The organism is Nocardia sp. PE-7, assembly GCF_030486425.1.
Taxonomy (GTDB): Bacteria; Actinomycetota; Actinomycetes; order Mycobacteriales; family Mycobacteriaceae; genus Nocardia; species Nocardia salmonicida_A.
Genome location: NZ_CP129614.1, coordinates 2,997,124 through 3,023,768, shown reverse-complemented (window position 1 = coordinate 3,023,768; position 26,645 = coordinate 2,997,124). Strand labels below are relative to the sequence as shown.

At 67.5% G+C, this 26,645-nt stretch carries 25 protein-coding genes; 11 read left to right on the top strand and 14 right to left on the bottom strand.

All coding sequences use genetic code 11. The features are described 5' to 3' along the window. Window positions 1-84 precede the first annotated feature (84 nt). Window positions 85-1,287, top strand: coding sequence for a site-specific integrase (locus QX204_RS14170; protein ID WP_301907258.1), 1,203 nt, complete (start codon window positions 85-87; stop codon window positions 1,285-1,287). A 43-nt stretch (window positions 1,288-1,330) separates the two neighbouring features. On the opposite strand, the gene QX204_RS14165 is transcribed toward QX204_RS14170, so the two are convergent. The 3 genes from QX204_RS14165 to QX204_RS14155 all read right to left on the bottom strand — a co-directional run bounded on the left by QX204_RS14165 (window position 1,331) and on the right by QX204_RS14155 (window position 3,940). Continuing rightward, window positions 1,331-2,173 (bottom strand): SGNH/GDSL hydrolase family protein, encoded by an 843-nt coding sequence (locus QX204_RS14165; protein WP_301907257.1) that lies wholly within the window; start codon window positions 2,171-2,173, stop codon window positions 1,331-1,333. Window positions 2,174-2,401: 228 nt separating this feature from the next. Then, on the bottom strand, window positions 2,402-3,334 hold the full coding sequence (locus QX204_RS14160; RefSeq protein ID WP_301907256.1) for a LacI family DNA-binding transcriptional regulator: 933 nt from the start codon (window positions 3,332-3,334) through the stop codon (window positions 2,402-2,404). Between the two features lie 123 nt (window positions 3,335-3,457). Then, window positions 3,458-3,940 carry a nitroreductase family deazaflavin-dependent oxidoreductase gene (locus QX204_RS14155; RefSeq protein WP_301907254.1) on the bottom strand — a complete coding sequence of 161 codons (483 nt, stop codon included), beginning with the start codon at window positions 3,938-3,940 and terminating at the stop codon, window positions 3,458-3,460. A 110-nt stretch (window positions 3,941-4,050) separates the two neighbouring features. Here QX204_RS14155 and QX204_RS14150 point away from each other — a divergent pair, with 110 nt between their 5' ends. The 3 genes from QX204_RS14150 (at window position 4,051) to QX204_RS14140 (ending at window position 6,920) form a co-directional block, all read left to right on the top strand. Continuing rightward, on the top strand, window positions 4,051-4,596 hold the full coding sequence (locus QX204_RS14150; RefSeq protein WP_301907252.1) for a nitroreductase/quinone reductase family protein: 546 nt from the start codon (window positions 4,051-4,053) through the stop codon (window positions 4,594-4,596). 240 nt (window positions 4,597-4,836) lie between these two features. After that, entirely contained in the window at window positions 4,837-6,159 is a 1,323-nt protein-coding gene (locus QX204_RS14145; RefSeq protein WP_301907250.1) for a family 1 glycosylhydrolase, read from the top strand. Between the two features lie 38 nt (window positions 6,160-6,197). Next, a complete protein-coding gene (locus QX204_RS14140; RefSeq protein WP_301907248.1) occupies window positions 6,198-6,920 on the top strand; it encodes a TetR/AcrR family transcriptional regulator in 723 nt (240 codons plus the stop codon). 17 nt (window positions 6,921-6,937) lie between these two features. Here QX204_RS14140 and QX204_RS14135 read toward each other — a convergent pair whose 3' ends face one another. From QX204_RS14135 to QX204_RS14120, 4 genes are all read right to left on the bottom strand, one after another. Continuing rightward, a complete protein-coding gene (locus tag QX204_RS14135) occupies window positions 6,938-7,936 on the bottom strand; it encodes an AurF N-oxygenase family protein (RefSeq protein ID WP_301907246.1) in 999 nt (332 codons plus the stop codon). Window positions 7,937-8,057: 121 nt separating this feature from the next. Then, window positions 8,058-8,651, bottom strand: coding sequence for an acetate and sugar kinases/Hsc70/actin family protein (locus QX204_RS14130; protein ID WP_301907244.1), 594 nt, complete (start codon window positions 8,649-8,651; stop codon window positions 8,058-8,060). Window positions 8,652-8,735: 84 nt separating this feature from the next. Next, window positions 8,736-9,476: a TetR/AcrR family transcriptional regulator gene (locus QX204_RS14125; protein ID WP_301907243.1), complete on the bottom strand. Its 741-nt coding sequence runs from the start codon at window positions 9,474-9,476 to the stop codon at window positions 8,736-8,738. Between the two features lie 7 nt (window positions 9,477-9,483). Then, on the bottom strand, window positions 9,484-10,200 hold the full coding sequence (locus tag QX204_RS14120) for a MerR family transcriptional regulator (RefSeq protein WP_301907241.1): 717 nt from the start codon (window positions 10,198-10,200) through the stop codon (window positions 9,484-9,486). A 99-nt stretch (window positions 10,201-10,299) separates the two neighbouring features. Here QX204_RS14120 and QX204_RS14115 point away from each other — a divergent pair, with 99 nt between their 5' ends. Together QX204_RS14115 and QX204_RS14110 are read left to right on the top strand one after the other, a co-directional pair. Continuing rightward, window positions 10,300-12,027, top strand: coding sequence for a GMC oxidoreductase (locus tag QX204_RS14115; RefSeq protein ID WP_301907239.1), 1,728 nt, complete (start codon window positions 10,300-10,302; stop codon window positions 12,025-12,027). A gap of 106 nt (window positions 12,028-12,133) precedes the next feature. After that, a complete protein-coding gene (locus tag QX204_RS14110; protein WP_301907237.1) occupies window positions 12,134-13,069 on the top strand; it encodes an NAD-dependent epimerase/dehydratase family protein in 936 nt (311 codons plus the stop codon). 14 nt (window positions 13,070-13,083) lie between these two features. On the opposite strand, the gene QX204_RS14105 is transcribed toward QX204_RS14110, so the two are convergent. Next, on the bottom strand, window positions 13,084-13,986 hold the full coding sequence (locus tag QX204_RS14105) for a DUF5995 family protein (protein WP_301907235.1): 903 nt from the start codon (window positions 13,984-13,986) through the stop codon (window positions 13,084-13,086). Between the two features lie 87 nt (window positions 13,987-14,073). Between QX204_RS14105 and QX204_RS14100 the strand changes: the two genes are divergently transcribed. Next, entirely contained in the window at window positions 14,074-14,922 is an 849-nt protein-coding gene (locus tag QX204_RS14100) for an SDR family oxidoreductase (RefSeq protein WP_301907233.1), read from the top strand. A gap of 34 nt (window positions 14,923-14,956) precedes the next feature. Here QX204_RS14100 and QX204_RS14095 read toward each other — a convergent pair whose 3' ends face one another. From QX204_RS14095 to QX204_RS14070, 6 genes are all read right to left on the bottom strand, one after another. Continuing rightward, entirely contained in the window at window positions 14,957-16,540 is a 1,584-nt protein-coding gene (locus QX204_RS14095; protein WP_301907232.1) for a SulP family inorganic anion transporter, read from the bottom strand. 15 nt (window positions 16,541-16,555) lie between these two features. After that, window positions 16,556-17,239, bottom strand: coding sequence for a cysteine hydrolase family protein (locus QX204_RS14090; protein WP_301907230.1), 684 nt, complete (start codon window positions 17,237-17,239; stop codon window positions 16,556-16,558). After that, window positions 17,236-18,621, bottom strand: coding sequence for an allophanate hydrolase (locus QX204_RS14085; protein ID WP_301907229.1), 1,386 nt, complete (start codon window positions 18,619-18,621; stop codon window positions 17,236-17,238). The genes QX204_RS14090 and QX204_RS14085 overlap by 4 nt, the downstream gene beginning before the upstream one ends. A 57-nt stretch (window positions 18,622-18,678) precedes the next feature. Beyond that, the gene (locus tag QX204_RS14080) at window positions 18,679-19,350 is read right to left on the bottom strand and encodes a GntR family transcriptional regulator (protein WP_301907227.1); all 672 of its coding nucleotides are present in this window, start codon (window positions 19,348-19,350) and stop codon (window positions 18,679-18,681) included. A 42-nt stretch (window positions 19,351-19,392) separates the two neighbouring features. Next, on the bottom strand, window positions 19,393-20,670 hold the full coding sequence (locus tag QX204_RS14075) for a DUF8017 domain-containing protein (protein ID WP_301907226.1): 1,278 nt from the start codon (window positions 20,668-20,670) through the stop codon (window positions 19,393-19,395). A 175-nt stretch (window positions 20,671-20,845) separates the two neighbouring features. Then, entirely contained in the window at window positions 20,846-21,667 is an 822-nt protein-coding gene (locus QX204_RS14070) for an IclR family transcriptional regulator (RefSeq protein WP_301907224.1), read from the bottom strand. Between the two features lie 195 nt (window positions 21,668-21,862). On the opposite strand from QX204_RS14070, the gene cysD reads away from it, so the two are divergent. The 4 genes from cysD to QX204_RS14050 are packed head-to-tail and all read left to right on the top strand — an operon-like array spanning window position 21,863 to window position 26,638. After that, window positions 21,863-22,768 carry a sulfate adenylyltransferase subunit CysD gene (cysD, locus tag QX204_RS14065; protein ID WP_301907223.1) on the top strand — a complete coding sequence of 302 codons (906 nt, stop codon included), beginning with the start codon at window positions 21,863-21,865 and terminating at the stop codon, window positions 22,766-22,768. Next, window positions 22,768-24,642 (top strand): sulfate adenylyltransferase subunit CysN, encoded by a 1,875-nt coding sequence (gene cysC / locus QX204_RS14060; RefSeq protein ID WP_301907221.1) that lies wholly within the window; start codon window positions 22,768-22,770, stop codon window positions 24,640-24,642. The genes cysD and cysC overlap by 1 nt, the downstream gene beginning before the upstream one ends. After that, window positions 24,639-25,856 (top strand): hypothetical protein, encoded by a 1,218-nt coding sequence (locus QX204_RS14055; RefSeq protein ID WP_301907220.1) that lies wholly within the window; start codon window positions 24,639-24,641, stop codon window positions 25,854-25,856. Before cysC ends, QX204_RS14055 begins: the two co-directional genes overlap by 4 nt. Continuing rightward, a complete protein-coding gene (locus QX204_RS14050) occupies window positions 25,853-26,638 on the top strand; it encodes an SDR family oxidoreductase (protein ID WP_301907218.1) in 786 nt (261 codons plus the stop codon). The genes QX204_RS14055 and QX204_RS14050 overlap by 4 nt, the downstream gene beginning before the upstream one ends. Window positions 26,639-26,645 lie beyond the last annotated feature (7 nt).

Here is a 26,645-nt window from a genome sequence, read left to right as displayed (position 1 = left end):
CCGCGCCATCACACCCGCGCACGACTAGGCTGCGACGCCAGGAGTCATCGGCGACAGAGCGATTCGGGCGAGGAGTGGCGAGGTTTGAGCGACGCATCGGTGGTGCTTCCCGAACAGGTCCGCACCGAACTACGCCGCGGAGTACGTAGCGTCCTGGTCGACACCGCCGCCCTACGCCTGGTCCGCGAACGCTTCGACGACCACCAAGCAGGCGCGCTGCGACGCTATCTCGAAGCGTCCCAATCGGCGAACACCCTGCGCGCCTATCGAACAGACTGGATCGCCTGGGCGGGCTGGTGCGCGATCGAACAGCGCCAGGCGCTCCCCGCCGACCCACTCGACGTCGCCGTCTACCTGGCCGCCTCCGCCGACGCCCGACGAGAAAACGGCACATGGGCGTTCAGCCCGGCCACCCTCGATCGCAAGTCCGCCGCCATCGCCGCAGTCCACGCCGCCAACGGGCTCCCCTCACCGACCCGTTCCGACGTCGTGCGGCTCACCCTGCGCGGTATCCGTCGCACCCGCCGCACCCCACCGACCCGCAAACGGCCGGTCCTGCTGCACACCCTCGACCAACTCCTCGCCGAGCTCCCCGCACCCGAGTGGCCCACCGAACCCGCGCGCCGCCGCGACGCGCTGGCACTGCTGGTCGGATTCGCCGGCGCCCTGCGGCGCAGCGAACTCGCGGGCCTGCGCATCAGCGACGTGCACGTGCGCACCGACCACACCACCGGCGAACCGCTGCTCGTCGTGCACCTGCCGACAACGAAGACCGACCCGACCGGCGTCGCCGAACAGCGCATCGCCCTACCTCGCGGCCAACACCCACGAACCTGCCCGATCTGCGCCTTCGCCGACTGGGTCCGACTCCTGGAAGTCCACGCCGACACCGGCGACGCGGGCGCACGTACCTGGACGACGAACAACCTCGCGGCCCCCACCACGATCCACCGCTGCCACGGCTTCACCGGAACCCGGCTCAGCACCGACGAGAACCGCCCGCTGTTCCCCACGATCAACCGACACGGCTCGATCAGCGACACCGCCCTGTCCGGCCGAGCCGTCGCCGAACTCGTCAAACGCTACGCCGCGCGCGCCGGCCTGGACCCCGACCTGTTCTCCGGGCACTCCCTGCGCGCCGGCTTCGCCACCCAAGCCGCCCTCGGCGGAGCCAGCGACCGCGAGATCATGCGCCAGGGCCGCTGGTCCAACCCCCGCACCGTCCACGGCTACATCCGCACCGCCAACCCACTCGAAGACAACGCCGTCACCAAACTCGGCCTCTGAATCCGATCGACCCGCAGGCAAACGATCCTTCGCTTTTCACGTATCAATCGGCGGTCAAGGCCGCATACGCTTTCGCGGCCATGTACTCCCGTCCCAGCCGAGTGGGATGGAAGAACGTCCCTCCCTCTCCCGGCTCGAGTCCGACGAACGACACATAGCGTTGCCCGACAGGGGCGCAGATCGAATGATCGCCTTCGGAGGCAGGATCGACAAAGGTGAAGCCCGCTCGGTCCGCGGCCGCCGCGACAGTGTCGTTGAGTGCTTTCTGCGCTCGGATGTTGAAGGCGTTGGCTATCGGGCCCGCGATCGCATCGATGAAGCAGCCGGTGGGGTCCTCGGGCAGGATGCTCAGATAGCCGAGCACGGCGACCTCGGCGTTGGGGGCGTGTTGCCTGATCGCGGCGTACGCGACGTCCAGTCGCGCCGGAAGTCTCGTGAGCGCGTCCGCGGCCTGGTCTAGTACGGCCTGCGTGCAGGTGGCGGCCAAGAAGCAGTTGCTGATCAACGAGACGAACAGGTTCTCGTCGTTGCCGCCGATGGAGACCGCGACGAACTCGGTGGCGGCGGACAACCCCTGCACCTGCGGGCCCATCGGTGAAACCTGCGTGATGTCGGCGGTGCCGGCGCCTCCGCAGCCCCAGTCGCCGAAGCTCGTCTGCGGCATCTTCGCGGCGATGAGTCGTGCGACGCTGTCGGTGGCCTGAATGCACGGTCCGACGATCGAGCCCGCGAAGGAGCCGCTGTCGATGTAGGAGTCGCCGATCGAGACGAATTCGGCGCCGGTGCGGTGAGAAGGGTCCGCCGGTGCGGCGGACGACAGCGCCGCCGGGGACAACAGGAGTCCCGCCGTGGCAAGGAGTAGTGCACGGTATGCAACGTTGCGCATCGTTCGGATCACCTCTGGGTCGAATCGGTTGGGCTACGCAGAATCTGGCGATGGTGGCGTCTACCGATTCCGCAATCAGGGTGCGACAAATCGCCGTTGCCTGATCACAGCGGCAAGATCTACTAATACGTATTAGGTAGAACGAGGCTAACAGTGAGTGAGAATCTTCGAAGGGTGAATTGAGCACGGAACAGCCATGACTGGGCGGTCGTAGTGCTCGCGGGAGGGTTAGGACGACCCGCGGTGAATCAATGTCAGCGCATCCGTCGCGACCGCGCGCACCGTGGCCGCGCCGCCTTGCGCCAGGTCGACGATGGCGCCGGCGAGACTCCTCGCGGGAACCGTCAGATCGATGCCGACAGTGGACAGCGTGGGTACCGTCAGCGTGCCGATCGTCTCGCTGTCTACTCCGATGATCGCCAGATCGCCGGGAACATCGAGGCCACGCAACCGGCACGCACCCATGACCGCCACGGCCACCACGTCGTTGAACGCCGCCACAGCCGTCACCGGCGGCTCGCTCTCGACCCACCGCGTCAACGCGTCAGCGGCACCGTCCAGCGAATAATCCATGCTCGCCACCACCGGCTCCGCGAGCCCGAGCAGCCGGCACTGTTCGCGAGCGCCTTCCAACCGGGGCAGACAGAACGGCTGATCCTGTGGCGCTTCGACCGCGGCGAACCCGATCACCTGATGGCCACGATCAGCCAGGTGCCGCACCTGTACTCGCCCGATCTCGCGCTGATCGAGTCCGGCGATCGAGGCATCCTCGGACCCCGAAACGCCATCGATGACCGGTACCCCCGACTTCACCAACGCCCGCTTGTCCACGTCGGGAAGAGCTGTCGCGGAAACGACGATGGCCGGGTCCAGATGTTGACACACGGCACTCACCCCACCCGCCAGCCCGGTCAACTCGAGGAACACGCACGTGAATCCCTGCGCTTGCAAAGCGCTCGTTACCTCGCGCTTGAAACGCGCGAACGGCTCCGACACCGGAGCATCGGCCAACAGGAACACCACGACTCGGCTGCGGCCACTGCGCAATGCCCGAGCTACCGCCGACGGCGCATAGCCGAGCCGCTGTGCGGTGTCGAGAACCCGTCGCCGCGTGGTCTCCGCGATCCCGAACTCGTTCTTGCCGTTCAGTACGAAACTCACCGTCGTCTGTGAGACTCCGGCTTCGCGAGCGACATCAAGACTGGTGATCCGCGCCAAGGCTCCTCCTGGCCGCCCAAGGTATCAGCTAGCGAACGCCGAGCATGCGGTCCCCGAGGTCTGGGGTCAGGCGATCCGGTCGAGTCGGAAAATGCGGAACTCACGCCCACCCGAGAGCCGGAATTCCATCTCGTAGCCCGGCCAGAACTCGACGGCCTGGTCCCACACGCGTTTGCGCTCGACACCGGTGATCTCGTTGACGGTCACCGGGAACGCGGAGCTGCCGCCGAAGCGGGCCGATGCCGTGCGGGCCGCGCGCAGGTTCGCCGACCACGCAGGATGCTCCGGTTTGCCCCAGTTCGAGCCGACCAGATAGAAGCCGTCACCGTCGGGCACACACAGCAGCGAGGTGGTTCGCGGCTGTCCCGACTTGCGTCCGACCACCGTGATCTCGATCGATGGGAGTCCGGCCAGGTCGAGTACACCCCACCGACCGCCACTGAGCCTGCGCAACAACCTCTCGGTCGGCAGGACCACACCCGCGCCACGCATCACCCAGGGCTGTGTCGCGAACACGCGCGCAAAGCCCGGCAAGGGATTGAAAATCATCCCCGAATCCTGGCTCGAGCGAACCGGGTTCGCCCACTCACGATGCTGCGCTGAGAGGCAACTCACTCCAGGTGCTGGACGAGCGAACACCGCGAGCGGACCATGAAGGCATGGACGAAGCCCGAAACGAAGCTCGGCGTACCGCAGCCGAAGCCGAGATCGGCAAACACGGCCGATTGGTGCGCGGCCCCCGCGACGGCAAGCTGCTCAGCGCGGGCATGGCGCCGTTCTTTCGCCTCCGCACCCCACGCGGGTACGGCATCCTCACCACCACGGGGCGCAAAACCGGGCTACCGCGCCCGAAGTGTGTGCGGGTCTTTCGCGACGGCGACCGGGCGTACCTGGTGCAGTTGATGCCGCCGCACGTGACGGTTCGGCAGCCCGACGCGGTCAATGCCTGGCTCCGCAATGTCCGTGCCGACCCCCGCGTCACCCTGAAGCTGCTCGACGGTACCCACAACGGAACCGCCAGAGAGATCATCGACCCCGACGAACTCGCCACCGCACGTGCCCTGCTGTGCGACACCGTGGTGCTGGTGGACTTCGGCGAATGTGCCCTCCACCTGCGCGGAATGCCCTCGCGGGCGAAGATCCGGGAGTTGCACGAGTACTGGTTCGACACTGGTCGCGCAGTTGCCATTGATTTGACGACCTGACACAGCCCCTGCCCTGTCCTTGCTGGTGAGTAGTTGTTTGGTTTGGACATGTCGTCTTCTGGTTCGGGCGGATTGAAAACGGAGGATGAAACATAGATAGATGCGCATATCTACGTAACTTCATGTAATTTTTTCCTGTGACAGGCTCCAAGCCCGCCGCTCCGCCTCACTTCCCCCGCGCAGCTACCTCGATGTCGCACACTGAACTCCCCTCCCCTCCCCTGAGACGCCAGGAGTGCCATGCCCTCCCCCACTGGTCGCCGAATCCTCGCTGCAGTTGCTCTCACCGCCGCGGCCATGCTCACGACCAGCACCTCCCCCGCCCTAGCCCGACCACCGGCGCCGGCCCAACTGGCACCACTCGGGCCCGAATTCCTCTGGGGAGTGGCAGCTTCCGGATTCCAGGCCGAAGGCGATGCGCCGGACAGCAATTGGCGCCGATATGTCGAATCCGGCGCCACCGACGATCCCTATCTGAATTCGGTCGACTTCCGGAATCGCTACCGCTCCGATATCGCGCTCGCGGCGAATCTCGGTGTGCGCGTGTACCGCATCGGCATCGAGTGGGCCCGAGTTCAACCGCGACCGGGGGTCTGGGACGAGGCGGCACTCGCGTTCTACGACGACGTCGTCCGCGCGATCACCGAGGCGGGGATGCGGCCGATGCTGACGCTCGATCACTGGGTGTACCCGGGCTGGGCGGCCGACCGCGGCGGCTGGCGCGATCCGGAGATCGTCTCCAACTGGCTGTCGAACGCGCGCGTGGTCGTCGACCGGTTCGCCGACGCGGATCCGCTGTGGGTGACGTTCAACGAGCCGACCTTCTATCTGGTCAACGATCTGCGCCACGGCGGCATCGGGGCCGCCGACGTTCTGACCATGGGTGAACGAATCGCCCAAGCGCACAACAGCATCTACGACTACATCCACGCCGTACACCCCGGCGCCCAGGTGACCAGCAATGTCGCCTACATCCCCACCTTCGACGATGCGGTCAGCGGACCACTGCTCGACCGGATCTCGGCGCGCCTGGACTACATCGGCATCGACTACTACTACGGCTTCTCCCCCGCCCAGCTACAGATTCCCGATCCGGGCCGCCTCTGGACCATGCCGCTGCAACCCGAAGGCATCTACTACGCGCTCGACCACTTCGCGCGGAAGTTCCCCGGCCGCCCGCTCTACATCGTCGAGAACGGCATCCCCACCGAGAACGGACTCCCCCGCCCCGACGGCTACACCCGGGCGGATTCGCTGCGCGACACCGTCTACTGGCTCCAACGCGCCGTCGCCGACGGCATCCCGCTGATGGGCTACAACTACTGGAGCCTCACCGACAACTACGAATGGGGCTCCTACACACCACGTTTCGGCCTCTACACGGTCGACGTACTCACCGACCCGGCCCTTACCCGCACGCCCACCGACGCGGTCGCCGCCTACCGCGCGATCACCGCGACGGGCGGCGTCGCCCCCGACTACCGGCCCACGCGGCCCGTCGCGGCGTGCTCGCTCGTCGACGGGCTCGCCAGTTGCACCGATCCGGTGTCGGTCCCCCGGTAGGGGTTTGAACCACCGATGCTTGCTCTACACTCGGGCGGGTGTCGAGCACAGCGTCACACCCCGCCAGCGCCGTGAGCGGCAGGCAAGCCCGATGGCAGCCGCACAACGACAGCCGCCGGGAGCGGATCGTGCTGGCCGCGGTCGAGCTGATCGAACAGGCGCCCGCCGGCGTCGAGGTGCCGATCATCCAGATCGCCGAGCACGCGGGGCTCGCGAAATCGGTGGTCTACCGGCAATTCGCCGGCCGCGACGAGCTCGATCGCCGGATCAGGAGCGAGATCGCAGACCGGTTCGTCGCCGACATCGAGGATGCCCTCGACATCGCCGAGGGATCGATCCACGAAATCCTGGTTCGTACGATCGGCGGCGTCGTCGATTGGATCCAGGACCATCCCCGGCTCCACGAGTTCCTGCGGACGGGTCCATCGGAGACCGATCCCGATATCGACGCGATGAGCGCGCTGATCGACACCCTCGCGGGTTCGACCAGGGCGCTCGTCACCGGCTTGGCCGGGGTCGTGGGCGTGACCGACGAGGCCTCGGCCGACACGATGACCTTCGCCATCGTGTCGATGACCGAGGCCACCGTCACCCGCTGGGCCAACGACCCCGATCCCGCGCTCACCAGGGATCAGCTGATCGAGGAAGTCGCCTCCTACGCCTGGCACGTGGTCGACGGCGTCGCCCGCCGCCACGGCCTGAACCTCGACCCCGACAAGCAACTCACCGAGATCATCACCCAGCTGGTCGCCGGCGACTGATCGCCGGCGACGTCAGCTCAGGCGACGCGTCGAGCGCTGCGTTCGGGCTCGCTGCGGTAGCGCGACACGGGCCCGTCGATGCCGAACTTGCGCCACAGCCACTTGGCGGTCGGGTTCATCAGCCCGAGGTCGTTGGCCAGTTTGCGCATATCGCCGAAGTAGCCCGACAGGATCTGCTGGGAATGCTCCGACTTCCAGAACGCCTGCTCGATGACCTCGCGCGGAATATCGAACTCGCGCTCGAACGAACGCGGTGGCGCCATGATCTCGCTGGCCAGCCAGCGCATCGCGATCGGGAAGGCCACCGAGCAGACGCCACGATTGAACTTGCCCATCCGCCCGATATGCGCGGTGAGGAAGTCGCCGGCGAAGGAGATGTGACGCGCTTCCTCGGCGATGTGGATCTCCATGGTGCGCAACACCATCGGCGGCATGGTCGCGCCCGCACGGATCACGGCCTTCTGATAGTGATCGATCGGTTCCTCGCCGCCGAGGATGCCGATGAACAGGATGGTGTGGGCGTAGCCGCCCGCCACGCCGATCAGCGGTGACATCGCGCGAAACAGCGGCCGCATGCCGGGCACATCGACGTCGATGCGGTTGACCAGCTCCTGGAACATCTGGATGTGGTTGCACTCTTCGGTCATCTCGTGCAAGCAGTACCGGAACTCGGGTGACCCGTTCGGCAGCTTCATGATGTATTGCATCATTCCGCGGATCAGGATGCTCTCGAAAGCGGCGCCCACCTTGATCGAATTGGCTGTGCGCCATTTGCCGATCGCGATGCGCCGGTCCAGGGGTTGATCGCGGTACCACTGTGTCGCGCCGAGCGGGTCGATCTCGGGCGAGAGAACCCACCGCACGTCGTTCGGGTCAAGGGCGAGCTCGGGCGAATCCCAGTCGATATCGAGGTAGGGATCGAAATGGCGGTCGACAGACCCCTGTGACAGGGTTGCCAGCGCCTCTCGGTACTCCTCGGTAATGGGTCCGCCACGGCTCGATTCGGTCAGCGTCATCGGTGCCTCCTCGGTTCGCGTGCGGCGCGCACGGCCCTGTTAGCGCCGTCACACCGTTACCCGAGAATAACTGAGACCGCCAGTCCCACACAACCCTGGCTCGATAACGTTTCCCCACGAGCTATTCGACGAGCAACACCACCATCTGACGGGCCAGCTCGGTATCGCCGGGACCGCCGAGCCAGATCAGCGGGCGACGTTGATCCAGGTGGTCGAGCGCTTCGGGCAGGGAGAGGAACACGCGGTCGGCGCGGACGACGCAGACCTGCGGCATGTCCTCGGAGACGGCTGGTCCGCCGTCGGCATCGAGTGCCAGCGAACCGGTGGACGCGTCACCGGCCACCGCGTCGCGAACCACCGCCTCGCCGGACTCGTTCGAGTCCGAGCCGCTGTGCACGACCCGATGTCCCGGCGCACTGGCCCAGTGGTCCAACCACGCCGGGCCCGGCTCGACCGCGGCGAGTGCCGTCTGCACGCTCATGCCGTAGAGCACGTCGGCGACCGCGGCGGGCAGGCCCGCGATGTCGACGGTGCGCACCAGCGAGCCGTGCTCGCGCAACCGTTCGACGAACCGCTCGAGCACCTCGGCCCGTTCGGCCGGATCCACCAACGCGTGCCTGCCGGAGGATCGACGCATGGGGACCCGGCGCTCGTCCTCGGGTAGGTCGAGCAGCCCGTCACGGACTCGGCGCAAGATCTCCTCGCGGGAATTCACTCGGGCACTCTCCTTCGTTGGCGACGCCGTCGTCGCCGTTCACACATTCCCTCTCCCCACATACCGCGGGAACCCTTCGAATCGCTACCGTACCGACCGGTCCACATCCTCTGGGCGCGGCACGACGAAGCCGAGCAGATGCAGTAATCGATCGATATTCAGGTCGAAGATTTCCCCGCGGTCGGCGAAGGTGTCACGGCCGTACATGTCGAACACGTCGAAGTTCACGGCACCGAACAGCGTGGTCCACGCGGTGAGAGCGGACGCGATCACCGCGTCGGGGGCGAGCAGGCCGAACTGCTCGCGGATCGTCGCGAAATCGGTGGCCGTTCGCGCGCTGATCGCCGGTCCGGTGGCGGGGACGTCGAGCTGCCCCTGACGGTAAGCGCTGTCGACGATGCCGAGCAGGATCGCGATCACCCGGATTCCTGGCGCCTCGGTGTCGGAGGCGGGTGCGTCGTAGCCGGGCACGGGCGTGCCGAACAGCAGGCCGTACCAGGCGGGTTCGGCCAGCGCCCATTCCCGTACTGCCCGCGCGGTGACTCGGAATCGCGTCGCCGGGTCTTCGGGTGCGTCGATCAGTGCCGCGTCGACGGCATCGCCCAACGCGTTGTAGCCGTCGACCACCAGCATGGTCAGTAGTTCGTCGCGGCTGCGCACGTACCGATACACCGCCGAGGACACCACCCCCAGATCGCGCGCGACCGCACGCAACGACAGTGCCGCGGCGCCCTGGGTGGCGAGGTGTTCGCGGCCGATGCGTTTGATGTCGGCGATCGTCTGCGCGCGGGCCAGTGCGCGCGGACCGGGCTGCTCGGAACTCATCCTCCGATCATCGCCCACTGGTGGCGCGGGCCGGAGCATGACGCCCGGCCGCGTCGTCGGCGTCGGCCGCGGCGCGTTCGATCTCGGCGACGAGCGTGGTGCCGCCGACCTCCCATGCCATCGCGAGCAATCGGTCGCGGAAGCGGCTCAGGTCCACACCGACACTCTCCCCGCCGTAGCTCGTGCCCGCGGCATCACGGATCGTGTGCACCACTTCGTCGGCGAGCACGGCGATCCGCGACTGGATCATCGTGCGCAGCACGCCACTCAGCGTGATGTCGATGCCGACGTCGTAGAGGACCAGCGCGGCCTTGAACATCGTCCGGTCCCCGAGGAACCAGCGCTCGTCACGGCGCTCGAGATATCCCGCCGAGACGAGCTCCGCGAGCACATCGGCGCCACGGTCGCCCAGCATGGTCGCGAGCTCGGCATCGTCGATGTAGCACGAGCGTTCGGCGGCCTGGCTCGCACGCGGATCGAACAGCGCGCGCCAATCACCGGCCTGCGGCTCAGCGTCGAACACCTCGCGGATCGCGTCCAGACGCAGCCCGCGCGCCTGCATGGCGACGATGTCGCGCAAGCGGTCCAAGTGCTCGTCGGAGTAGACCACTTCCTTACCCGCGCGACCGGGTTTGGGGAGCACGCCCAGCGAGTGGTAATAGCGGATGGTGCGCGACGCCACGCCGCTGACGTCGGCGAGTTCCGCTCGGGTGTATCGGGCCACCTGAACAGCATAGGTCGAAGCGGAGCCTACGTTGACAGCTCTGGCTGTCGCCATTAGCGTTACCCGCGTCACTGTCGACACCGATCGAGGAGCTCCCCCATGCCCGAGCGCACCACCGATTTCGACGTTCTGATCGTCGGCTCCGGCTTCGGTGGCAGTGTCACCGCGCTGCGCCTGGTGGAGAAGGGCTACAAGGTCGGCGTCATCGAGGCGGGCCGCCGCTTCGCCGATGACGAACTGCCGAAAACCAGTTGGGACCTGCGCAAATTCGTGTGGGCGCCCAAGCTCGGCTGCTACGGCATCCAGCGCATCCACCCGCTGCGCGACGTCCTGATCCTGGGCGGCGCCGGGGTCGGCGGTGGCTCGCTGAACTACGCCAACACCCTCTACGTGCCACCGGAGCCGTTCTTCCAGGACCCGCAATGGCGGGAGATCACCGACTGGCGCACCGAGCTGACTCCCTATTACGAGCAAGCGAAGAAGATGCTCGGTGTCGTGACGAATCCCCATATGACTCCCGCCGACGAGATCTTCAAGTCCGTCGCCGAGGACCTGGGTGTGGGCGACACGTTCGTGCAGACTCCCGTCGGTGTGTTCTTCGGTACGCCGGGTGAGACCGAGGCCGACCCCTACTTCGGTGGTGTCGGTCCCGAGCGCACCGGCTGCGTGGAATGTGGCGACTGCATGGTCGGTTGCAAGTTCGGCGCCAAGAACACCCTGGTGAAGAACTACCTCTACCTCGCGGAGAAGGCCGGCGCGCAGGTCATTCCGATGACCACGGTGTCGTCGCTGCGACCGCTGCCCGACGGCACCTGGGATGTGGCCACCGAGCGCACCGGTGCGTGGGTGCGCAAGGCGCCCAAGACCTTGACCGCCGAGCATGTCGTGCTCGCGGCAGGCACGCTCGGTACGCAGAAGCTGCTGCACGCGATGCGTGATGAGGGTGCGCTGCCGAATCTGTCGGACAAGCTCGGCCTGCTGACCCGCACGAACTCCGAGTCGATCGTCGGTGCGGCGACCAGGACGCTGGGACCGGACCAGGACTTCACCAAGGGTGTCGCGATCACCTCGTCCATCCACCCCACCCCCGATACCCACGTCGAGCCGGTCCGCTACGGCAAGGGCTCCAACTCGATGGGCATGCTGCAAACGCTCATGGTCGACGGCGGCGGGCGGGTGCCACGATGGCTGCGATTCCTGGGCCTGGTGCTGTCCAATCCGCTGACCTTCTTCCGCTTCATGAGCACGAAGAACTGGAGCGAGCGCACGATCATCTCCCTGGTCATGCAGCACCTGGACAACTCGATCACCACCTACACCAAGCGCGGGCTGTTCGGTGGTCGCAAGCTGACCTCCAAACAGGGCCACGGACAACCGAACCCGACGTGGATTCCGGCGGGCAACGATGTCACCCGGCGGGTCGCGGAGAAGATCGGCGGCGTCGCCGGTGGTACCTGGGGTGATGTGTTCAATGTGCCGATGACCGCGCACTTCCTCGGCGGCGCGGCGATCGGCGTCGACCGCGAGCACGGCGTGATCGACGCCTACCACCGCGTGTACGGCTACCCGACGCTCAGCGTCGTCGACGGTGCCGCCGTGTCGGCCAACCTCGGCGTCAACCCCTCGCTCACCATCACCGCCCAAGCCGAGCGCGCGGCCGCCTACTGGCCCAACAACGGCGAGGTCGACACCCGCCCCGAGCAGAGCGCCGGCTACACCAAGATCGCCCCGGTTCGCCCGAACCAGCCGGTCGTGCCCGCGAGCGCGCCCGCCGCCCTTATCCTGCCGATCATCGAGGTGCGCAGCTCGGAGAAGACCGCGGGCTGATCCGACGAAACCAGGCCCCGGCCTTGCGGTTCACGCCGCAGAGCCGGGGCCTGTTCTGTTCGGCGACCCCCCGTAGCATCGGTGCAGACGACGGGGAGGAGTTCCGATGACGGTGCTGGTTGTGGGCGGATACGGAACGGTCGGCGCACATCTGGTGCGATTGCTTCGCGCCGAGGGCGTCTCCGTACAGGTGGCGGGGCGCGATCCCGCCAGGGCGGACCGGGTGGTCGACCTGCGCGACAGCGCCGGTGTCGAGGCGGCGGTGGCAGGAGCGACCATCGTCGTGAACTGCGCGGGCACCGAGGATGTCGGGTTGGCGCAAGCCTGTGTCGGTCGCGGGATCGTCTTCGTCGATATCTCCGCGACGTCGAGCTATGTCCAGGCACTCGAGGACGTCGGCGGCCCCGCGGTGCTCGGCGTCGGGTTGGCTCCCGGACTCACCACCTTGCTCGCCGTCGACGCACTCACACTCCGCAGTGGCCCCGTCGACATCATGACCGGCCTCGGCTCCGGCGAAACCCACGGCCCCGCCGCGACTGCCTGGACCTACCGACTGCTCGGCCAGCGCTTTCCCGACGCCGACGGCACGAGCATCCGCAATTTCACCGGACGACAACGGTTTCCAACGCCCGAGCATGCCGGCTACCGACCGTTTCCCGCACTGCGCGCCGACTTCGCCGATCAGCACCGTCTCACCCGCGAATTCGGTGTTCCGGTGCGCACTTACCTCCGCCTCGACTCCCGACTCGCCACTCTCGGCCTGGCCGCTCTCACCTGGGCGCCGGTCCTGCAATCGCTGGCGCCCGCCCATATGCCCGGCAGCAGTGATCGCTGGGTAGCGCTCGCGCGGGCTGCGGACGGATCCATCAGATCGGCGAGCGGGCGCGGACAATCACTGGCTACGGCCGTGGTCGCCGCTATCACGGTGCGCGCGCTGATCCAGACTCCGGTCTCCGCGCCGACCTGGATCCACCAGCTTCTCGCGCTCGACGACATCTGTCATGACCCGCTCGCGGCGGATATCCGGTTCGACCGAATCTGACGGCACCGACAGGTTCAGAGTGCGTTGATTCGGGCCAATGCCTCGAAAGCCAGATCGGCTGCCTGCCACAACGCGGTGATCTCGGTGCGGACCGCGGGTGCGAGAGCGGGGTCTTGGAGGGCGAGTCCGTTGGTGAAGATCACCGTGTTCGCACCGAGATCGGCGGCGATGAGCATCTGCTCGGTGGCTACGCCCGCGCCGAACAGCTGGTCGAGTCCTTCGCCGACGAAGTAGAACCGCCACAGTGGCCCGAGATCGGCGCCATAGGCCGCCTTCGTGCGGTCGATGATCACGTCGCCGACCGAGGCGATTCCCGCCACGATCTTGAAGTAGTCCGGCGCGTTCTCGGGCTTGGTGGCCACCGCGGCCGCCGAATAGGCCAGGTCGACTGTCAGGTGCGCGTTGTATCCGGCCATGGCGGTGCGAGCGCGTGATGCCCCGCAGTCGCGGGCCAGTGCGAAGTAGTGCGCCCACTGAGGTTCCGCGATGCCTCCGGTGAATTCGGCGTGCAGATTGTCGAGGAACCGGCGCAGCAGTTCGAAGCTGATCGCGTGCGCGTACTCGCGGTTCACGAAGGCCGCCGGATCGCGTTGCATCGGCATCACCGCGGCGTATTCGACGCCGTCGAGCCCGATCGCGAACAGCCCGCGCAGGTCTCGATGCTCGACGAGGATCTCGGTGATCCGATGGTGGCGGGCCACCGCGTCCTCGAGGCCGGCCAGGCTGCCCGCACCGGAGATCGCCGAGGTGTCCGACAGCCGCGCGATTTCGGCGATGTCGGCCTGCGACAGGGTCGACCCGCACGCCGTGTCCTGTACCGCGCCGGCGGCTGGGCCTACCGGCAGGGCCAGTGCCACGACCGCGACACAGGCTGCAATTCCACTCGATACGCGCACGCGCCGATTCCACCACCTCATGCGCGGATCCGCGCATCGACGCGCGCGCCGACCTGCCCGCTGGGCGTGTCGGCACGACCTGTCGCGGCCGACCCATAGCCTGGACCGATGCCGGAGACCATCGCGATTTCAGGAGCCAGTGGACATATCGGCGGCCGCGTGGCCCACCTGCTCGCACCGTCGGGGGTGCGACTGCGACTGCTCGGACGCAACGTCGACCACATCGCGGCCATCGACGGCGCCACCACCGCGACCATCGACTTCCGCGATCCGGCCAGCGTGGGCGTTGCGCTCGACGGCGTGCAGACCTTCTTCTTCGTCTCCGCCACCGAGAGCGCCGACCGGGCAGCCCAGCAGACCGCGGTGGTGAACGCCGCGAAAGACGCGGGCGTGCAACGGATCGTGTATCTGTCGTTCGTCGGCGCGGCGCCCGATGCCACGTTCACCTTCGGTCGCGACCACTGGTACACCGAACAGGCCATCCGCGCGTCCGGGCTCGCGTTCACCTTCCTGCGCGACAACCAGTACCAGGACATCATCCCGCACTTCGCCGATGCCGACGGCGTGATCGAGGGCCCCGCGGCCGACGGAAGGGTCGCCGCGGTCACTCGCGCCGATGTCGCCGATTGCGCTGCGGCAGTGCTCGATTCGACCGACCACCTCGGCGAGACCTTCGACCTCACCGGTCCGCGGGCTTTCAGCCTGAGCACCGCTACCGCCGAGATGACCGAGATCCTCGGTCGTCCGTTCCGCTACGTCGACCAAACCGTCGACGAGGCCTACGCCTCCCGCGCGAAATACGACGCGCCGCGGTGGGAAGTCGACGGCTGGGTCAGCACCTACACCGCGATCGCCGAGGGCGAACTCGAGCACGTCACCGATGCGGTCCCACACCTGACCGGCCACCCCGCCACCGACTTCCGCGATTTCCTCGCGACGCTGCCGAAGAACACCTGACCCGGCTCCTGTGTGCCGAGCCGGGCAGACCACCTCACACGGCGACCTCGTCGGCGACAGGTGTCGCCGTGCTCGGGGACGGCAGCAGCGAGTAGGCCAGACAGACCACGGCGAAGAGCAGATAGCCCAGCGCCACACCGGGCGCGGCAGCCCATTCGACCGCGTGCGCGTGGATCAGCCCGATCCAGCTCAGCCCCGCGCCGATGAGCGCCGCCACGCCGGCCGCCCGGAACCGTTTGTCGAGGATGAACGTGACCATCGCGCCGAGCACCAGACCGGCCAGCACCGCACCGGAACCGAGCACCTTCAGCCCGTCGTAGACCACGCCCGCTTGGCCGAGCGCGTCCGAACCGATCTTCTCCGCCGAGGTCCCGGCGGCGGTCAGCGCGTTGTCGATCTGGGTCACCGCCCATTCCGCCAGATTGGGCAGCAGCGCGGCCACGACCGCGACCGCGTGGATGCGCGGCACCGCCTGGAAGGCTTGCGCGCCGATCAGCAGACCGATATAGAGCAGGATCGGAACGATGGCCGGGATGGGCAGCAGCGTCGCGAGCACACCGAAGAGCCCGAGCAGACACATGATGCCGATGCTCAGGCCACTGGCAAGGGAATAGCCGGTGCGCCCGCCCGCGTCCTTCCACCCCGGATGACCGATGTAGACCGCGGGCGGGAACGGTGAGCCGAAGCCGGCACCGATCACAGCGCCGAAGCCGTCGGCCAGCAGCACGCTGCGCAGGTTGTAGTTGTCGCCCGCCGCGGCCGCGCTCTCCACGTTGCTCATGGCTTCGGTGAAGTTGTAGATGCCGAGCGGGATGGCGGTGGCCAGCAGCGGAGCGAGGTCGCTCAGACCGTCGAAGAGCAGGTCAAGGCGCAGGTCCGGCAAGCCGAGCGCGATATCGCCTGCGGCCTGGGCGACGTCGGGTGCCGACATGTATCCGCCGATCCATCCGATCGCCGTGCCCACCAGCAGCGCGACCAGTCCGACCGGGATATTGCCCGGCACTTTCACGTCGGTGAAGAAGCCGATCAGGATGATGGCCAGCACCGGGAGCCCGATCCAGGCCACCTCCCACATCTGCGCCGCGGGGCGCATGGCGATGAAGGTGATCGAGATGCCGGCCAGGGTGCCCAGCATCGCGGCGCGCGGGGTGACCTTGCGGATGTACGGGCCGACAAAGGCGCCGATCATCACGATGATCCCGATCATGAACGCCCAGGCGAGACCGGCTGCCCACGCCCGCAACGGATCTCCCGTGGCCAGGTAGATCGGCAACATCACCACGAACACGACGATGAACATGTGCGGAACGCTCGGCCCATAGGGCAGGGCGGTGACATCGGAGCGTCCTTCACGCCTAGCCAGGCGCCTGGCCAGCACCATGTAGTAGAGATTGCCGAGCACGAGGGCGATACCGAGAGCCGGGAGCACCGTGCCGAGCACATCGGTGCTGGGGATCTTGACCACCGCGATGGTGAGCGTGGTCAGGGTGAGGACGTTGACCAGGATGTTGAACGCCAGACCGAAGAAGGCGTTGGTGTCTCCCCTGGTCCACCACGGAAGTGCCAGTGGCGCAGGGGGTTCTGGTGCGGTGGTCGGTTTCGAGGTGTCGACGGACATGGTGGATCCTGTTCGCTAGGCCGTGACGGGGGCTGTGGTGGCGAGTGCGGCGATGACATCCGCCGAGTCGGCGACCCAGCCGAAGATCGCGCCCTGGGCGGCGATCATCGCGAGCCCGACGCGTTGGAATTCGGGGAAATAGGAGCCGACACAGTCCGCGACGACGAGGCATTCGTAGCCGCGGTCGTTGGCCTCGCGCACGGTGGTGTGCACGCACACCTCGGTGGTGACGCCGGCGACCAACAGCGTGGTGATCGAATTCTGTTGCAGCACAGCAGCCAGTTCGGTCGCGTAGAACGCTCCCTTGCCCGGCTTGTCGATGACAGTCTCGCCGTCGAGCGGCGCCAGTTCGTCGATGATGTCGTGGCCGTACTCGCCGCGGATCAGGATGCGCCCGAACCGTCCCGGATCGCCGATCCGCTGAGACGGGGTGCCGCGCCGCAGTTTCGCCGGCGGGCAATCGGAGAGATCGGGCAGGTGCCCTTCTCTGGTGTGGATCACGGTGATGCCTGCCGCCCTGGCGGACGTAAGCAGCTCACCGAGCGGTTCGATCACGGTGCGCAGGAGGGCCACGTCGTTGCCGAGGCTTTCGCCGAAGCCGCCGGGGAGCAAGAAGTCTCGCTGCATGTCGATGATGACGAGCGCCGTCGTCGCGGGATCGAAGGGCAAGGGGGTCGGGTCGGCGGGGATTTCGGTCATCGTCGCTCCTGAAGGGATACCGGGCCGAGGTGAGGGGGTAGAGCCGCGGTGCGCGGCTCGTCGAGCAGCCGCGCGGCGGCGGCGAGGACGACGTCGTCGGCGAGCGCCGGGCCGAACACCATGAGCGAGACCGGTCTTCCGTCGCGCGTGGTGCCCGCGGGAACCGCGATGGCGGTCAGATCGAGGAGATTGCCGAAGTGGGTGTAGTGGCCGAGCACGGTATTGGTCGCGATGGGGTCGGCCAGCACTTGGTCGACGGTGAACGTGGTGCCGACGGTCGGCACGATCACCGCGTCGACCTCGTCCCATATGCGGTTGACCTGCGCGCGCAGCGTCTGCAATCGCTGTTGTGCGCGAAACACGTCCACGGCGCTGAACTGTCTTCCGCTGTCGAGGATTTCCCGGATTACGGGCAGGATCGAGTCCGGCCGCTCGGTCAGGAACTCCTCGAATTCGACCAGGCGTTCGGCGACCCACGGGCCCTGGTAGAGCAGAGCGCCTGCGGCGAGGAACGGTGCGAGTGTCGTGTCGACGCAGTCGAACCCTTTGCTCGGCAGCCGGTCTCGCGTGCCGAGATGTGCGGCGCGCATCGCGTCGTCGCCGAAGAACTCGAGCTCCTGTGGTGCCGGTAACCCGAGCCGGATCGGGCCGCCGGGGAATCGCCCGCCCCTGGCACGGGTCCACGGATCCTCGTGATCGACCGCAATGATCACCTCCGCGACCAGATCCAGGTCCTCGACGGTGGTCGCCATCAGGGTGAGGCAGTCCAGCGACTTGCAGGCGGGCACGAGCCCCACGGTGCTGATCAGGCCACGCGACGGCTTCCAGCCGACGATGCCGTTGAGCGCGGCGGGCACGCGGCCCGATCCCGCCGTATCGGTGGCCACACAGAACGGCACCTGGCCGAGTGCGACGGCGAGCGCGGATCCGGAGCTGGACCCGCCGGAGATCAGATCGCCGCCGAAGACGCTGCGCGGCATCGGATACGGGGTCCGTGTTCCGTTGAGGCCGGTCGCGAACTGGTCGAGATTGGTCTTGCCGACGAACAACGCACCCGCGACGAGCAAGCGTTGCACCGCCGGTGCGGTGCGGGTGGCGACATAGGCGTAGTCCGGGCAGGCCAGGGTTGTCGGGTAGCCGGCGACGTCGATACTGTCCTTCACCCCGAACGGCACGCCGTACAGCGGCAGCGTCAGTGCGCCGGGCCTACGTTCGATAGCCGCTGCGGCAGCGAGCAACTCGGCACGCGATACCGGAGTGATCCAGGTGCCGTCGTCGCCGCGCGCGGCGATCGCGTCGGCCACCCGTTGCGCGGTTCTGGTCGGGGAGCCGCTGCCACCCTGATGCTGGGTGAGAATCTCGGTGACCGTAGAGCCTGTCATGTTGTCGATTGTCGACAGAAAGTGTGACGGCGGTGGGATCGATCTGTATCGGATGTGTTAGCAGATACCGAGTTTCAGGTATGTTTGCTCGCCGTGCCTGCGCAGGGCAGCCTCGGCCCGGAGCGGATCATTGGTCTCGAGCGCGGTGAGCAGTTCCTGATGTCTGCGCACGCCCTCGCGGCGAGCGCCCGCCTCGGTTTCCTCACGCAGATTGCGCGCCATCGCGAGCTGAAGCTTCACCAGCACCTGCTCGTACACCAGGTCCAGCTGCCGATTGCCCGCCAGCGCGACGATTTCGACGTGGAAGCGACGGTGCGCGTCGTCGCGGGCGACCCAGTCCGCACGCCGGTCCGCCGTGGTGAGCTGTGCCAACGCGGCACGGACCCGACTCAGCCGTCGCGGCAGATCCGCACACGGGAGCGCGGCGGACAGCGCGTGCTGCTCCAACGCTCGCCGCACCTCGAACAGTTCCACGATGTCGTGCGCCGACCACACGACCACGCGGTATCCGCGCCGCGGCAGGTGCTCGACCAGACCCTGCTCGGCCAAGCGCCGCAATGCCTCACGCACCGGGGCGCGGCTGATACCCAGCCGCGCGCACAGCGCCTCCTCACCGACCCGCTCCCCCGGCGCCAAGGCACCGCCGAGTACCTGCGCACGCACGTGGTCAGCGGTCATCTCCACCAGACTCGCCGGGAGATCGGTCGAATTCGATGCGGCTGCCGTCATGAGTCGAGTCTACGAACACCGAGCGCGGTGGCGCCGACGCCGCTAGACCAGGCGCAGGCTGGCGATCATCTTCTGAGCCTGGTCAGCGGTGAGTTCGCCGGTCGTGCCCCGGTCGACGAGGATGGTCAGCACGAGAGTGGTGTTGGCCGCGTTGCGGAACCCGAAGGCGTACACCGAGTAGGCGTTCGCCGTGCAACCCGGGATCTGCGGGGTCCACGCGCCGGAGGTCTCCACGAATTGGCCGCTGACCCCACTCTGGGTCTTCAGCGACGTAGGCGTGCTCATCTTTCCGCCGGTCGGATCCGAATACCCGCCCGCCGCGGAGATTTTCGCGACGCTCTTGGCGGCGGCGGCGGGGTCGGTTTCCGTGCTCGAGGTGACTGCGGCCATGGCGCGAAAGACCGAGCCGGGGCAGTAGTCGGCTCCCTCGGTGGCCTGACCGCGTCCGTCCACCGAACCGTTCGCGGTGGTGAACGACATGGGGTCGGAGTCGGAGTGGATGGTCCAGGCCGACGGCACGTCGTAGGCGACGCGATAGGTCGCGATGAGCACGCCTTTCGAGCCCGGGGCCAGGGGTGCGGTACTCGTGCCCGACAGTGGCCCCGCCTTCGTGGTGGTGGTCGTACCCGCCGACGCCGAGGACTCATCGGAGGAACGGGCGGCGAACGCGACCGCGACCCCGACTCCGATCACTAGCACCAAGACGACAGCCACCACCGCGATGATCACGCCCGAGCCACCACTGCGACGCGGTGGGGGCGAATATTGCTGTGGCGCGGGAGCATAGCCGTAAGGCTGCTGTCCGTACCCCGGCTGGGCGAACGGCTGCTGGCCTGATCCGTACTGCTGTCCGTACGGTGGTTGGCCTGTTCCCGGCTGGTACTGCTGCCCACTGCCCGGTGGCGGGGCGTACGGGTCCTGGCCCATTCCGGGTTGCTGCCCGTATGTCTGCTGGCCGGTCCACTGCCCCGGGGGCGCGTACGGATGCTGCCCGCCGACCGGTTGCCCCGTCGTGGACGGCTGCCACGGTGGCTGTGGTCCGGTGCCGGGTTGCTGTCCGTACGACTGTTCGCCGGTTCCTGGTTGACCGAACGGGTGCTGCCCGACGACGGTCGGCGGCGCAAGCGGATGCTGGCCGCTACCGGGCTGCTGCCATGGCGACTGCTCCCCCGTTCCGGAGACCGGCTGCGCACCGTGTGCCTGACCCTGGTTGCCGGGAGCTCTGAGAATGGTGGGATCCGAGGCCGGTTGCGCGGCGGAGTCAGGGGTGGAGCCTGAGATTTCGGGCGCCTCCCACCACCGATCACTGTCGTTTGCCACGGTCCGTCCTTCCTCGCCCTCCGCCTCCGCGACCGTCGAGCGGGTCGCATTCGGGCAGATCCACTCTCAGCGTAATGGCGAACCGCCGCTGCCGAGTACTCGAAACCGTAGGAACACAACCCGTTCGGTGCGCGAGGCATCATTCGAATCCAGGTCGTGACCGACAGGACGTGCGTCAGTCCCCTGGTACGCCCGCGGTAATCCGGTCCGCGGCCGCCACCGTCGCCGCACCGAGCTCACTCAGTGCGCGGCTCGACAGCCGGGTGTCGGGGCAGCTGACGACCGCGGCCACTACCGCACCGTCGCGGTCGCGAATGGGGGCGGCGAGGGTCACCACCGCGTTCTCGGGGCCGAGCTCATCGGGCAGGTAGTCGATGGTGATCAGCTCGGTGATGACGGAACCGAGTTGAGCGCGCAGGGCGGCTGTGATCGGTGTATCGCGCAGGCCCGCAAGGACTTCCAGCATCGGTGTCGAGTCGTCGACCAGTCGTTCGACGGAGTAGCCGCGGGTTCGGATCTCGGCGAGTACCCGGGCGAGGCGGTCACGGTGAGCCGAGTCGGCGCTCGCGAGCCATGCCTGCTTGACCGGTTCCGGTGCCCAGGCGATGAATTCGCGGCAGACGGGGGGCGCCAGCGGAAGGCGCCGACCCGGGCGGATCCAGCCCGCCGACGGATGGCCGACGACCTCGGTGACCACGATGCTCTCCCCATCGCGTTCGGCGAGGAACACCGGCACGCCGGCCTGCTCGGACAGCGCTCGCAGGTGCGCCACCGCGGTCCGGCGCAGCGGAAACGCCAATTCGGCACGTCTGGCCACTGTCAGTAGCCGCAAGCCGATGCCGTAGCAACCGTCCTCGTCGCGCACCGTCCAGCCGTCGGCGGTGAGCTGGGTGAGCACGGCGTGTGCGGTGGCGCGCGAGAGCCCCGCTTCGCGCACGATGCGGGCCAGCGACAGTCGTTCGGTTGCCCGCCGTGACAGCAGCTCGAGCACCTTCACCACACGCTGCGTCGGCGGCGACGCAGCGTCGGGAATCTCAACATCACCGGACGAACCTGGGGTCGCCTCTTGACCGGCGAGCTCGGCCCGGCTTATCGTCGGTGTCACAATACCGAACAATAGCGTCGAATATTCGACACCGCAACCCGTCAGGGAAGTTTTCCCGACGAACTGCGCGAACGAAGTGGGTGAACAGTGCAGACGGGGTACGAGTTATCGCATCTGGCGGCCTTGGAGGCCGAGTCGGTGCACATCTTCCGGGAGGTCGCGGCCACACTCGCGCGACCGGCGCTGCTCTTTTCCGGCGGCAAGGATTCCGCCGTGCTGCTGCACCTGGCGCGGCGCGCGTTCTGGCCAGCGCCATTGCCGTTTCCGCTGCTGCACGTGGACACCGGCCACAACTTCGACGAGGTGATCGAGTTCCGCGACCGCACCGCCGAGCGCACCGGCGCCCGCCTGGAAATCGCCCGCGTACAGGACGACATCGACGCGGGCCGCGCCGTGGAACGCCCCGGCGGCACCCGCAATCCGTTGCAGACCACCACCTTGCTGCGCGCCATCGCCGAACACCGTTTCGACGCGGCGTTCGGCGGCGCGCGACGCGACGAGGAGAAGGCTCGCGCCAAGGAACGGGTGTTCAGCTTCCGCAACAGTTTCGGCGAGTGGGACCCGCGAGCGCAGCGGCCCGAGGTGTGGAACCTCTACAACGGTCGCCATCAGCCCGGCGAACACATCCGGGTGTTCCCGCTGTCGAACTGGACCGAGCTCGACATCTGGGAGTACATCGATCGCGAGGCCGTCGAGCTGCCCTCGCTGTACTACGCGCACCGTCGTCAGGTCATCGAACGCGACGGGATGCTGCTGTCGGCGACACGCTTCATCACCGCGGCCCCCGGCGAACGCACCTTCGAAGCCACCGTCCGCTTCCGCACCGTCGGTGACGCCACCTGCACCGGCTGCGTGGAGAGCACCGCCGACACCCCGGCGAAGGTGATCGCCGAGACCGCCGCCACCCGGCTCACCGAACGCGGCGCCACTCGCGCCGACGACCGGATCTCCGAGACCGGCATGGAAGACCGCAAGCGAGAGGGCTATTTCTGATGCGCCGCAATCTGTTACGACTGGCGACCGCGGGCAGCGTCGACGACGGCAAGTCCACCCTCATCGGTCGACTGCTCTACGACTCCAAGTCCCTGTTCGACGATCAACTCGCCGCCATCGAACGAGTCAGCACCGAACGTGGCGGCGCCGCGGCCGATCTCGCGCTGGTCACCGACGGTCTGCGCGCCGAACGCGAGCAGGGCATCACCATCGATGTCGCCTACCGCTACGTGACCACACCACGACGCAAATTCGTCATCGCCGACACTCCGGGACACGTCCAGTACACCCGCAATATGGTGACCGGTGCGTCCACCGCCGACCTCGCGCTGATCCTCGTCGACGCCCGCACCGGCGTGTCCGAGCAGACCCGCAGGCACGCGTTCCTCGCGACTCTGCTCGGCGTGCCGCACCTGGTGGTATGCGTGAACAAGATGGACCTCGTGGACTGGTCGCAGGAGCGTTTCGAGGAGATCCGCGCCGAGTTCGCCGCGTTCGCCGCCAAACTGACGGTGGGCGATCTGAGCTTCGTGCCCGTGTCGGCGCTGCTCGGCGACAACGTCGTCGACGGCTCCACCCACATGGACTGGTATCCGGGCCCGCCGTTGCTGCGCCACCTCGAAGACGTCCACATCGCCTCCGACCGCAATCTCATCGATGCCCGGTTGCCGATCCAGTACGTCATCCGGGCGCAGGAGGGCCTCGACCACCGCAGTTACGCGGGCACTGTCGCGGGTGGCATCTTCAAGCCCGGCGACGAAGTGGTGGTGCTGCCCTCGGGTAAGTCGACCCATGTCAGGCAGATCTGGGGTCCGGGTGGCAGCAAGGTCGACGAGGCGTTCACCGGAATGGCCGTCTCGGTGACCCTCGACGACGACATCGACGTCGGGCGCGGCGACCTGCTCGCCCGGCCGGGCAACCGTCCCCATATCGGCACCGAACTCGACGCGATGGTGTGTTGGTTCTCGGAGAGCGCTCAGTTGCGCGAGGGCGCGCAATACTTGGTGCGCACCGCCGCGCAGACCTCGTCCGCGCAGATCACGGCCATCGACTACCGCCTCGACGTGAACACCCTGCATCGAATCGAGGACGTCACCACGTTGTCGCTCAACGACATCGCGCGCGTTCGACTGCGCAGCCGCCATCCGCTGCTCTCGGATCCGTATCGGGAGAATCGGCGCACCGGCAGCTTCATCCTGATCGATCCGGTCACCGATCAGACCGTCGCCGCGGGAATGGTGACCGGCCGAGAAACCGGGACCGACGCCGTCACCTCGGACCGTGCGCGCGCGGCGTCGTCTGTGGTCTGGCATCGGTCGGCGGTGAGTCGCACCGAACGCGGACACGCGGGTGCGACGGTCTGGCTGACCGGCCTGTCCGGCTCGGGCAAGTCCACGCTGGCCGTGGAGCTGGAGCGTCAGTTGGTCGCGGCCGGCCGCCCTGCCTACCTGCTCGATGGGGACAATTTGCGGCACGGTCTCAACGCGGGCCTCGGCTTCACCCCCGCCGACCGGGACGAGAACGTGCGCCGCGTCGCCGAAGTCGCCGCTCTGTTCGCCGATTCGGGTGCGGTGGCGATCGTGTCGGTGATCAGCCCGTTCGCCGCGCAGCGCACCGACGCCCGCACCACCCACGCCGACCGCGAGCTCCCCTTCCACGAAGTCTTCGTCGACACCCCGCTGGCGGAATGCGAGCGCCGCGACGCCAAGGGCCTCTACGCCAAGGCCCGCGCCGGCGAGCTGCCCGGCTTCACCGGGATCGGTTCCCCCTACGAACGACCCGAGAACGCCGACCTGGTCATCACACCCGACCTCGGCTCCCCTTCCGAGATCGCCGCCCATATCCTCCGAGAGCTAGGAATCGCAGACCGTTGACCCACTCCAGTACCGCCACCGAATCCGGTAGCACCGCGCCACCGGAACCGCTCACCGCGCCGTTCCTCGCCGCGGTGGCCAAGGCCGAAGAACTCATCGCCGCAGCGGAATTCGTCCGCAGTGATCAGGACCTCGCCGAGGGCTACGACTACCTCGCGGCGAGTGTCGCCGCGTGCCTGCGTCTTTCGGGCGCGCACGGCACGTCACATCCGTATTTCGTGTCCTCGACCGGCCCGTACGCCAAAATGGGCCTCGACAACCCCGATACGCTCTACTACCACGCCACTATCGAGCCGACCGCCGAATACGTGGTGAGCGGGGTGCGCGGCAGCACCGTCGACCTGAGCTTCCAAGTGCTCAAAGGTGACTACACCGCGACCGACGTGCCCGGTGGCGCCGACGCGTTCGACGACCGACGCATTCCGATCGCCGCCGACGGCAGCTTCTCGCTGCGCTTCGGCCCCGCGAAACCCGATACGGGCCCGGACTACTTCCCGCTCGGCGAAGGCGCGTCCATGCTGGCCGTGCGCGAGGTCTACAGCGACTGGACCGAGCGCAAGGGCTCGATCCGGATCGAGCGGGTCGACACCATCGGCACCGCACCGGTCGAACCGGACCTCACGCGGATCCGCAAACGGTACGGCGCGGCGGCGAAAATGCTGCTCACCCGCGTGCACACCTGGTTCAACTTCCCGAAGTGGTTCTACCTCGATCTGCCGGTGAACACGCTCACCGCACCCCGGCTCACGCCCGGTGGGCTGAGTACCCAGTACTCCTCGGTGGGACATTTCGATCTCGCCGACGATCAGGCGCTGGTGATCACCGTGCCGAAGTCCGACGCGCCGTACCAGGGGTTTCAGCTGGGCAGTCTCTGGTACATCTCCCTGGACTACGTCAACCACCAGACGAGCCTCAATCACGCTCAGGCCCAAGTTGATCCGGATGGGCTGATCCGGATGGTGGTGAGCAAGCAGGACCCGGGCATCGCGAACTGGATCGAGACCACCGGCCGCACCCGCGGCATTCTGCAGTTCCGGTGGCAGCGCACCGACCGCCCGATGACCGAGGCCGATGGTCCGACGGTCGTCGTCGTGCCGATCGACGACGTCGCACAACACCTTCCACACATCGAAGACAACCGGATCGACGCCGCTGGTTGGCGCGACCGCATCTCGGCCCGCCAGCGGGCCTTCGCCGAAAGGATGCTCGGGTGAGCGGGGTACTGTTGGACGGCAAAGTCGTCGTCGTTTCCGGGGTCGGACCGGGTCTGGGCCGGTCGATCTGTCTGGAAGCCGCCGCGGCAGGGGCGACGGTCGTGCTCGCGGCACGCACCGAATCCCGCCTGCTCGAGGTGGCTGCCGAAATCGAGGCCGCCGGGGGCGCCACGCTGAGCGTGCCCACCGACATCACCGACGAGGCCGCGGTGCAGAATCTCGTGGCGCGCACCGTCGATGCCTTCGGCCGGGTCGACGCACTCGTGAACAACGCGTTCTCGGTGCCGTCGATGAAGCCACTCGACCGCACCGATTTCGACCACATCCGGTCGAGCCTGGATATGACGGTGCTCGGCGGTCTACGGATGACGCAGGCGTTCGCGCCCGCCCTCGCCGAGGCCAAAGGCGCTGTGGTGATGATCAATTCGATGGTCGTGCGCCATTCCGAACCCAGGTACGGCAGTTACAAACTCACCAAGGCGGCGCTGCTGGCCATGTCGCAGACGCTGGCCACCGAGCTCGGCGGCAAGGGCGTGCGGGTCAACAGTGTGCTGCCCGGCTACATCTGGACCGATCAGCTGAAGTGGTATTTCGGTCAGGTCGCCGAGAAGTACGGCATCACCGTCGAGCAGGTCTATGAGCAGACCGCGTCGAAGTCCGACCTGAAACGGTTGCCCGAGCCCGAAGAGATCGCCCGTGCCGTGGTGTTTCTCGCCTCCGACTGGTCCTCGGCGATCACCGGTCAGACCCTCGACGTCAACTGCGGCGAATACCACAACTAGGAGCTTG

Bases quoted from the DNA above. Each gene is read 5' to 3' on its own strand.
- QX204_RS14090 (WP_301907230.1), bottom strand. From the start codon at position 17,239: ATGACCGAAATCCCCGCCGACCCGACCCCCTTGCCCTTCGATCCCGCG.
- QX204_RS14100 (WP_301907233.1), top strand. From the start codon at position 14,074: ATGCCGGAGACCATCGCGATTTCAGGAGCCAGTGGACATATCGGCGGC.
- QX204_RS14105 (WP_301907235.1), bottom strand. From the start codon at position 13,986: ATGAGGTGGTGGAATCGGCGCGTGCGCGTATCGAGTGGAATTGCAGCC.
- QX204_RS14080 (WP_301907227.1), bottom strand. From the start codon at position 19,350: ATGACGGCAGCCGCATCGAATTCGACCGATCTCCCGGCGAGTCTGGTG.
- QX204_RS14145 (WP_301907250.1), top strand. From the start codon at position 4,837: ATGCCCTCCCCCACTGGTCGCCGAATCCTCGCTGCAGTTGCTCTCACC.
- QX204_RS14155 (WP_301907254.1), bottom strand. From the start codon at position 3,940: ATGATTTTCAATCCCTTGCCGGGCTTTGCGCGCGTGTTCGCGACACAG.
- QX204_RS14150 (WP_301907252.1), top strand. From the start codon at position 4,051: ATGGACGAAGCCCGAAACGAAGCTCGGCGTACCGCAGCCGAAGCCGAG.
- QX204_RS14115 (WP_301907239.1), top strand. From the start codon at position 10,300: ATGCCCGAGCGCACCACCGATTTCGACGTTCTGATCGTCGGCTCCGGC.
- QX204_RS14165 (WP_301907257.1), bottom strand. From the start codon at position 2,173: ATGCGCAACGTTGCATACCGTGCACTACTCCTTGCCACGGCGGGACTC.
- cysC (WP_301907221.1), top strand. From the start codon at position 22,768: ATGCGCCGCAATCTGTTACGACTGGCGACCGCGGGCAGCGTCGACGAC.
- QX204_RS14095 (WP_301907232.1), bottom strand. From the start codon at position 16,540: ATGTCCGTCGACACCTCGAAACCGACCACCGCACCAGAACCCCCTGCG.
- QX204_RS14135 (WP_301907246.1), bottom strand. From the start codon at position 7,936: ATGACGCTGACCGAATCGAGCCGTGGCGGACCCATTACCGAGGAGTAC.
- QX204_RS14110 (WP_301907237.1), top strand. From the start codon at position 12,134: ATGACGGTGCTGGTTGTGGGCGGATACGGAACGGTCGGCGCACATCTG.
- QX204_RS14125 (WP_301907243.1), bottom strand. From the start codon at position 9,476: ATGAGTTCCGAGCAGCCCGGTCCGCGCGCACTGGCCCGCGCGCAGACG.
- QX204_RS14085 (WP_301907229.1), bottom strand. From the start codon at position 18,621: ATGACAGGCTCTACGGTCACCGAGATTCTCACCCAGCATCAGGGTGGC.